This window comes from Bradyrhizobium sp. SZCCHNRI20481, assembly GCF_032485055.1.
Classification (GTDB): domain Bacteria; phylum Pseudomonadota; class Alphaproteobacteria; order Rhizobiales; family Xanthobacteraceae; genus Bradyrhizobium.
Window position 1 is genome coordinate 1 of sequence record NZ_JAUEUE010000033.1, and the last position, 9,049, is coordinate 9,049.

At 61.8% G+C, this 9,049-nt stretch carries 5 protein-coding genes and 1 pseudogene; all 6 read right to left on the reverse strand.

What is annotated here, in order from left to right; all coding sequences use genetic code 11:
• Nucleotides 1-233: hypothetical protein (locus tag QX132_RS32925; RefSeq protein WP_316163870.1), on the reverse strand; the 233-nt coding region annotated here is incomplete at its 3' end.
• Nucleotides 234-931: 698 nt separating this feature from the next.
• Nucleotides 932-1,636: pseudogene (locus QX132_RS32930) on the reverse strand (DUF932 domain-containing protein); the annotation flags it as partial.
• Nucleotides 1,637-1,643: 7 nt separating this feature from the next.
• Nucleotides 1,644-4,772 (reverse strand): efflux RND transporter permease subunit, encoded by a 3,129-nt coding sequence (locus QX132_RS32935; RefSeq protein ID WP_316163871.1) that lies wholly within the window; start codon nt 4,770-4,772, stop codon nt 1,644-1,646.
• 1 nt (nt 4,773) lies between these two features.
• Nucleotides 4,774-6,027 (reverse strand): efflux RND transporter periplasmic adaptor subunit, encoded by a 1,254-nt coding sequence (locus QX132_RS32940; RefSeq protein WP_316163872.1) that lies wholly within the window; start codon nt 6,025-6,027, stop codon nt 4,774-4,776.
• Nucleotides 6,028-6,153: 126 nt separating this feature from the next.
• A complete protein-coding gene (locus QX132_RS32945; RefSeq protein ID WP_315782099.1) occupies nt 6,154-7,575 on the reverse strand; it encodes a glycosyltransferase in 1,422 nt (473 codons plus the stop codon).
• A 16-nt stretch (nt 7,576-7,591) separates the two neighbouring features.
• A partial coding sequence (locus tag QX132_RS32950) for a thioester reductase domain-containing protein (RefSeq protein WP_316163873.1) occupies nt 7,592-9,049 on the reverse strand: 1,458 nt, incomplete at its 5' end.

A 9,049-nucleotide genomic window follows, 5' to 3' on the forward strand; every position in this document is an offset into this window, starting at 1 on the left:
TTCGCTAGACTGCGATCAGTGCCGAAATCGCCTTTCACTTTGCTGACAAAAAGCTCGATTGCGGCACTCAGCTCGACCGAACGAGCACGATTGAACGCTAGCCATGTCAATGGCTTGCTGATCAACAGGCGAGCCGCTTTTATCTTGCCATCAGACCCTACCCTCTTCTCACCTGATCTTTCGGCAAAAATTTCTGTCAGATCATTGCTAAGAGGCTTACGGTCGAGCCGCAAAGAGTTAGCAGGCAGATCGATTTCCGTGGCGAGAGCGCACCATCATCGGTTGGCGGTGATATCGTTCAATTGCGACTATCATCTCGCTTCAGACCTGCACCAGGGGTGCATAGGGTGTGAAATCTCCCTTCCCTTCCTTCCTTGATCCTTGGCTTGGCTTCTCGTCCTCTTCCGTGGCTTGTGGATCAGCCAGATCTCAGCGGACAAATCGCTTAAGTCCTGCGGTCGGCAAGTCGATATGGCTACAGTTGCGCTGCCAACAAACTGCCTTCCGAGTGCGAAGTTCGTGGAGGCTCTTTGCATTACGATCGGGCGAGCATATCCCTACCCCCGTATAGCAATGAGACTATCTCGGCAGTCCCGTTGCAGACCGATCGCGGCTCGCAGCGGCCGATCGATCCTGGGAATCGTCAGCCTGATAAATTGGACCAAGACGATTCGGCGCCGCGGGGCCAAGGATGAAGCCGCTTCCAACGCGTGGCAACTGACGCACGCCGCCTGACTTTCTGCCCACCCACGGCAAATCAGATGTCGGTTGTCAGTCGATTTTCGGCCAGACGTCAGCACCAAGCTCGCCACTGCATGCCGACGTCGTTGGCGATATCGTTCCGTGCAGGATGCGCACTAAGCCCATGATCTCGCGAAATTGGCAAACCAGCGCGATCCAGAAACGTCGGACGAATCGTTCGTCCGCCTGCTCAGGCGGCACGCTCCATCAGGCGCCTGGCCTTGCTTTCGAGCTCGAGTCTTCCGTCCTGATGCGCCTTGCTTCGGGCCACGACGGTGATGCCCTGCACGAAGTCGAAGATGCTCTCCGGCTTGCGGTTCTCCTCGCCAAGAACGGCTTCAATGACCTTCGATGTCTCGGCATTGGAAAAGCCATTCTTGCGCAGAAAGCTCTCCCGGTCCTCATCCGTGCGAGCAACGATCCGCTGCCGTGCGGCTGCAATACCAGCGACAAACGGCGCGGGCGAGGAATTGGCAAAACTCGTCAATGCCGGTGCAGCTTCATGCGCAAACCGCTGCGCGGCGAACTTCGAATGCCGGATGGTGATCTGCTCAAAGTTCTCCACGCCCCAGAGATTGCGGTTCATGCAGACGGCGCGCAGATAGAAGCTCGCTATGCCAAGCGTCTTGCTCCCGACCTCACTGTTCCAACAGTAGAAGCCCCGGAAATAGACATCGAGCGAGCCGTCCGGCAGCCGTCCCGCCTCGATTGGATTGGTGTCGTCGACCAGAAACAGGAACACGTCGCGATCACTGGCATAGAGCGTGGTCGTATCCTTGGTCACGTCCACGAAGGGATTATGGCTCATGCTCGACCAGTCCAGCACGCCCGGCACTTTCCATCGTGTGTCACCGGTGCCATTGCCGGCGATCTGCACAACGGCGGCAACGAGTTCAAGCCGATCAATGCCGTGCAGACGATCTGCGTGGTGAGGCCGGGTCACTCTCGTCGAGCTTCATTTCATCCTTCGGCCCGACAAAGCGCGAAAGCTTTCTGCTTAAAATCCGGCCGACGTCGTCCATGATCGTAAAGGCGGCCGGCACGAATACGAGGCTGAGAAAGGTCGAGGCGAGCAGCCCGCCAATCAATGCGACCGCCATGGGGGAACGGAATGCGCCGCCTTCGCCGACTCCCAATGCAGAAGGGACCATGCCTGCGGTCATAGCCGCTGTGGTCATGATCACGGGCTGAGCGCGCTTGCGGCCGGCTTCGATCAACGCCTTCGTGCGCTCCACACCGTTCGCCACCTCGGTGATTGCGAAGTCCACCAGCAGGATCGCGTTCTTCGTTACGATTCCCATCAGCATGAGGAAGCCGATAATGGCCGAGAGGTTGATGGCATTGCCGGTCAGAAGCAGCGCAAGGAACGCTCCGCCGATCGAAAGCGGCATGGAGAAGATAATGGTGATCGGATGCATCGCGTCGGCGAAGAGAAGAACGAGGACGGAGAGCACCATGAGTACGCCTGCAGCGATCGCGAGCGAAAAACTCGAAAAAACTTCTTCCATGATCTCTGAATCGCCGAACCTTGCGATCGTCACACCGGCTGGCAAGTTTCGCGCCGAGGGCAGCGCCATAACCTGCTCGATCGCCTCGCCGAGCGGGGTGTTTCCGACGAGATCGGCCTGGATCGCGACGCGACGCCTGCTGTCATAGCGTTCGATGGTCGTCGGCCCCTCGCCGAAGCCGACGTCGGCGACCGTGGCCAACGGTACGGTGCCGTTCTTGGCCCTGATTCGCAGCATATCGAGGGTCGATAGATCGCCCCGCGCCCGCTCGTCGAGTTGCACGCGGATCGGTACTTGCCGGTCGATGGCCGAGAACTTCGCCAGATTTGCGGATGTATCTCCGATCATCGCAATCCGTGCAACTTCGGCGATCTGCGTCCCGGAGATTCCAAGATCGGCAGCCTCCTCCAGCCTTGGCAAGATGCGAATCTCCGGCCGGGCAAGAGCCACAGTCGAGACGACATTCGCGAGAACGGAGACGTTCTGCCGGACGTCCCGCTCCACCGCGAGCGCCGCCTGCTCAACTGCGGCGCCATCGGGTCCGGAAAGGATCAGCGTGAACTCGCGTCCGCCGCCGCCATTGCCGAAGCTGTAACGTATGTCCGCGATCGCGCTGAGCGTCGCGCGCATGTCGTGCTCGAATGCCTTCTGGTCGTGCGACCGGTTCCTGCGCGCAACGAGCTCGACGATGATGGTGGCCTTGCGGACGTCACCGGCGGTGACGCTCAGCCCGTTGGCGCCGGCGGCGCCGCCGGTGACATAGACGCTCCTGACTTCTGGCCGTTTCGCGAGCAGGGCCGTGATGCGGTCCGCGGCGGCCGCGGTATCCGCGATCGTCGAGCCCGGTGGCAGCTCGATCTGGAGAACCGAACGCGACAGGTCATTGGTCGGCAGAAAGCCAAGCGGTAAGGATCCTGCGACCATTAGCGAGCCCAGGAAGACCAGCGCCGCAAGCGCGAGCGTGACGAAGCGGTGGCGAAGCGACCATTCGAGCATGCGAAGATAGTGCCGCATGATCACTCCGTGCCCTTCGGCATGGCGCTGACGGTCGCGAAGGAAATATGCCGCCAGTAGCGGCGTTATCAGCCTTGCGACCAGCAGAGAAAACGCCACTGCAATTGCGACCGTGAGGCCGAACTGCTTGAAGTATTGACCGGCGATGCCGCCCATGAAGCTGACCGGCACGAACATGGCGACGATGGTCATGGTCGTCGCGACGACCGCGAGCCCGATCTCGTCGGCCGCCTGGAGCGCGGCGCGATAGGGTGATTTGCCCATCCGGATGTGCCGGACGATGTTCTCGATCTCGACGATCGCATCATCGACCAGGATGCCGGTGATCAGCGTGATCGCAAGCAGACTAACGGCGTTCAGCGAAAGCCCGATGAGGTCCATCGCCCAGAAGGTCGGAAGTATTGACAGTGGTATCGCGAGCACGGAAATCGCCGTCGCTCGAAGGTCGCGCAGAAAAATCAATACGACGATGACCGCGAGGATTGCGCCTTCGGCCAACGTCTGCATGGTGGCTCTATAATCGGACTTGGTATAGCGCACCGTGCTGTCGATCTCGGACACGGACAGGTCGGGATGCTCGTTGGTGAGCGCCTGCAACTTCTTCGCGACCGCCTCCGCGACGGCCACGTCGGAGAAGCCCTTTGCACGAAAGACACCGAAGGCGACCACCGGACTCCCATTGAGGCGAGCAAAGCTGCGTGCTTCGGCTGCGCCATCGGTGACCGTGGCAATCTCCTTCAACGCAGCCCTTCGACCGCCCGGCAGCACGATCGCGCTATTGGTCAGTCCGTCGATCGTCGCGGCCCCCGCGAGCATCCGTATGGTTTGCTCTCCCGACCCCACTTCACCGCGCCCGCCGGTGAGATCGACATTGGTCGCTCGCAGTTGCTCGTTCACGTCCGCCGCGGTGATGCCAAGTGCGATCAGCCGGTCGGGCAGCAGCGATACCCGGATTTCACGATCGGCGCCGCCCGCACGCTTGACCTGCGCGACGCCCCGAACGCCCTGAAGCGCCCCCGTGATGACGTCATCGACGAACCAGGACACCTGCTCGGTCGTCCAAGAGGGAATCGACACGGCATAGGTAACGATTGCCATCCCTTCGACCTCCACCCGCTGTATCGAGGGTTCCTCGATGCTCTGCGGCAACTCCGACCGGATGTTAGCCATCGCATTGCGGACGTCGTTGACCGCACGGTCCGCCGGCGTCCCCAGTTGAAACTCGACGGTCGTCACGGAGACCCCGTCAGAGATGCTCGACGTGACGTGCTTGACCCCGACGACCCCGGTCGCCGCATTCTCTACGTTCTTCGTGACCTGCGTTTCCAGCTCACTCGGCGCAGCGCCGGTCTGGGCGATCGTGACGGTCACGATGGGGATGTCGATGTTGGGCATCTGCGTTATCGGCAGGGTCTTCAGGCTGACCGCGCCGAGCACGATCAGGACGCCAAACAACACCAATGACGGAATAGGCTTACGAATCGACCAGGCGGAGATGTTGAGGGCCATATCAATCTGCCCGCCCTGGTCCGGCATCGCTGCGGACCGGCAAGATCCGTTCGCCTGGCCTGACAAAAGCGGCGGCTCGAACGACGACCTCCTGACCTTCGATCAGCCCGTCGACAATTTCGACACGGGTGCCGCGTTTGAGGCCGGTCTGGACCTTGCGGATTTCGACGACATCGTTGGTCGCAAGCTGAACATAGGTGCCATTCTTGCTGAAGCTCACGGCGGACAACGGCACAGTGATGGCTTGTCGCTTGCCGATTGTAATGCTGCCGCGGGCAAAAACACCGGCCCTCATGGCCGTATGCGGCGGGAGCGCGACCGCGACGCGGCCGAGACGGCTCGATTTGTCTACAGTGGGATCGACCAGCCGCACATGGCCGATGACGGCCTCGCTGACGCCGGGCAGCCAAACCTCGACGTCTTGGCTTGGCTCGATCTGTGGAAGCACCGTTTCCGGAACCTCGGCATCGAATTCGATTTGACCGTTGCGGACGAGCCGGAATAGAGGTTCGCCCCCCGTGCCGGCCACCGCGCCCAGGCGGGCGGCGCGGTACGAGATAATCCCCGCAGACGGCGCCTTCAGTTCGGTTCGCGCGATTTTCAGCTCGATCTCGCCACGCTGCGCCTCCGCAAACGCTTCCTGGGCTTCGGCCATGCGCAAATTCTCCGCAGCGGCAGCGGACTTTGCCGCGGCGACCTTGGCCTGGGTCTCACGCGTCAGGAGTTGCGCTGGAGATATCGCGCCGGTCGCGTTCAAGGTTTGCGTGCGTTTCAACGTCTCCGCCGCTTCCGCTTGGTTGGCTTGCATCTCCGTCAACGACGCGTTCATCTGCGCGACCGACGCTTGGGTTATCGCGATCATCGCGGTGTTTTGCGCGAGCTGTGTCCGGAGCAGCGTGCTGTCGAGGCGAGCGAGCACCTGCCCTTCTTCGACGCGATCGCCGACGTCGGCCAGCATCTCGACGATACGTAACCCGTCGACTTCCGCACCGACAACATCCTCCTCTCGGGCCACGAGGGATCCGGTCACCGCGAGTGTCTCGGTGATCGAATGCCGTACGGCTCGGGCGAGCGTCGTGGCGATCGGTGCGGCCCCCGGGCGCTCGGCTGCGTCCCGTCGCGGATCGGAGATTTGCGTTGCGACCGCTTCGGCCTGCTGGCGCCCCGCGCCGATCACAGCGAAGATGTAGACGCAGACCGTGACGGCGAGCACTAGGAGGGCGATCCAAGCGAACCTTAACACCAGCCTTTTCACCCGACTACCTTCCTTTGGATCCGACCGCGAAGCCGGCATGATGTGAATCCGACGGCCGGCGTCAGCATCCGCGATCGACCGCTTTTCGAATGAGTATGGCGTACGCCGTTCGAGGATCAGGACGGATCAAACCGTTCCCAACGTCCCGCGTATCAAACCAGCGTCGACGTCGATCGTCCGGCGGCTGGCGGCCTCCGCAGGAGTACCGACAGGGTCGAACCTGTGACGCGGATTTCCCTGAGAGCTGGCCGACGATCCGCCCGCCGCAAGCCGTTCGACCAGTTCCGCAATCTCGTCACGAGCGTTGTGGCGGACGAACGCGGTGCGTAACGCTTGCGCACCGCGTCGGTATTGCGGCTTGGTGAGCACGGCGCGGACCGCCTCGCGAATCTGCGAGGCGGATGGCCGGCCGGTTCCAAGATTGATGCCGGCGCCTGCCCATGCGACCCGCGCAGCGATTTCCGGTTTTTCCTCACTATCCCCGGCAACCACCAACGGCACACCGAGACTGAGCGCGTGATTGACGGCGCCATAACCGCCATTGGTCACCATGACGCTCACCTTCGGGAGCAGGCGGTCGAACGGCAGGAATGTCACCGCCTTCGCATTGGGCTGCAACACCACCGGGATCGATTCGACTGGTGGGCCGCCGGTGCATGCGATCACCGTCAGTTCCTCGTTCGCCAGGGCCGTCAGAGTTGGTCCGACAAGCTGCCCAAGATCGCCGTTTGCGAGAGTGCCTTGCGTGACGAGTACGATCGGACCCGCTTTGTCGACGTCGTCCCACCAAGGCGGCGGGTGGAAGCCGATCGATGGCGGTGGCAGCAGCGGTCCGACGAAGCGGATGCTGTCTGGCATCTTGCCACGCGAATATTCGAACTCCTTGGCCGTAAGCTGCAAATACAGATCCGGCAGCGTGATCATGCTATCGAACAGAAATGCCGGCAGAGGGCGCGCCCCGTTCTTCACCAGGACATCGTTGAAGTATTGCTGCACCGAGCCGAAGATCGCTTGTTGCAGGTGGCTGTTCATTGCAGCATTGCGCGCGCGATCGGCTGGCGTGATGGATGGCGGGAGCGCGGTGCCGAAGAATGCGGTGTCCGCGCTCGACAAGGCGAGAGCGGTGATCCCGAGCGCGACGATCGGGGCTCTTTTTTCCGGCGGCCCGAGCACGAGCGGAAAGGTCCCGCAGAACATCGTATCGGTGATGATCGCATCGAAAGGAAAGTCGCGGCGCAAGTCGCGTATCCCGGCGGCCTGATGCGGCATTGCATCCGCAAAGATGTGCTTCAATCCGAAGCAGAGCTGAGCGGGGCCAGGTGCAATCTTGCGGCGTTCGGGAAAGCGCTCGTCGAGCTTCCGATAATCGACGTCGATTTCCGGGCGAAACGCGACGAAGCGCGCGCCGGTCGCCTCCACTCGCTCTCTGAACAGGCTCCCGCTATATACGACGACCTCGTGGCCGCGACCAACGAGGAGTTGGGCAACGGCCAACAAGGGAAATACGTGACCGGGTAGCGCGGTGACCGCGATGAGAAACCGCGCCATGTTGTGCTCTCCTATCCTAACCCACCAACCGATCGCTGTTCATTTCGCCGTTTCTGGCAACCGCATCGGACACAGTTCCTGCGAGCCGCAGATTGACAAAATAGCGTTCGAGAAGGGCCGCGCTGACCGGAGCGATCGCCGCGCCCACCGCAGCCAAGTGTTCCTGCGTGAAGTCCGAGGTAATTTCCGGGTGCGATCGCGACGTGTCCTCCTTTGACACGATCGACAGGACGGCTGCGAGATCATCGTCCTGTGTTTCGGCAAGCCGCCGTCGTCCAATGTCGATCCATTGATCGAGCGGCACGAGGTCGAGCCGAAGGCCGAGCCGGCGAAAGATCCGTGGGACCTCCCGCACATCAATTGGCTCACGGTTCATGAGATGATAGACGCTTCCCCAGGACGCTTCCCTGCCCGCGAGCCGGACGATCGCTCGCGCGACGTCATCGGCCGGCGTCATGTTCAACATCAGGTCCAGGTCGGGAATCGCGCCAAGTTCCGCATAGAGCCGGACAAGGCGCCAGATCAGATCCGTTTCGTTGCAGATTCCGTTCGCGCGATCACCAGTGACGCTGCTGAGGCGATAGATCGACAGCGGCAGGCCGCGAAGCTGCGCCTGCCGGACGAGCGTGTCGCCGACCCACTTGCTTTGGCTATAGCCGCTCGCGAGACCCTGCCACGAGGTCAGATCAGTCTGCTCCGACACCGGCCCAGACTGATATTTGTCGATCACCGCAAGGGTGGAAACGTAGTGCAGCCGCTTTGGTCGTCCACTCACGGTCCAATCGAGCAGCGTGAGGACGCTGTCCACATTGGCGGGTTTTATCGCAGCATAGTGATGGAGGAATTCGACGCTCGCGCCGCAATGATAGATCGCTTCGCACTCGTCTCGCACAATGCGGACACCCCTCTCATCGAGTCCGAGAGCCGGATGTCCGAGATTTCCGGTCAGAACCTCGATACGATCCTCGTCCCAACACGCCGAAAGCTTTCGCTTATCGAGCGCCTGCCGCAAACGGGCTTCGGCCGATTGCCGATCTGGGGCGCGAACGTGGCAGGCGATTTGCGCGTCCGTCTCCTGGATCAGCGTGGAGAGAAGATGACTGCCGACGAAGCCGGTGGCGCCCGTCAGGAAAATGCGTTTGGGCTTCTGCGGCGTGCGCCCGCCGATCAGCCTGATGTGCGTCGGCAGGAGAATGTCGCGGGACAAGTCCAGCGGCCCCTCCGAAGGTCCGTCGAGATCGAGCTGCGCTGCGAGGTCCCGGACGATGGGCGTCGCATAGACCGCCGTGATCGGGAAGTCCGGCTGGATCTCGTCGCGGATGCGGCGGCCAAGACGGATGGCGAGCAGCGAATGGCCGCCGAGATCGAAGAAGTTGTCATGGATCCCGACGCGCTCAAGCCCGAGGGTCTCGGCAAACAGAGCGCAGAGTTTCTCTTCGCGTGGTGTCCGCGGCGGGGTGTATTCGGTCACGGG

Excerpts from the sequence above, each read along its gene's own strand:
- QX132_RS32935 (WP_316163871.1), bottom strand. The coding sequence starts at position 4,772 with ATGGCCCTCAACATCTCCGCCTGGTCGATTCGTAAGCCTATTCCGTCA.
- QX132_RS32945 (WP_315782099.1), bottom strand. The coding sequence starts at position 7,575 with ATGGCGCGGTTTCTCATCGCGGTCACCGCGCTACCCGGTCACGTATTT.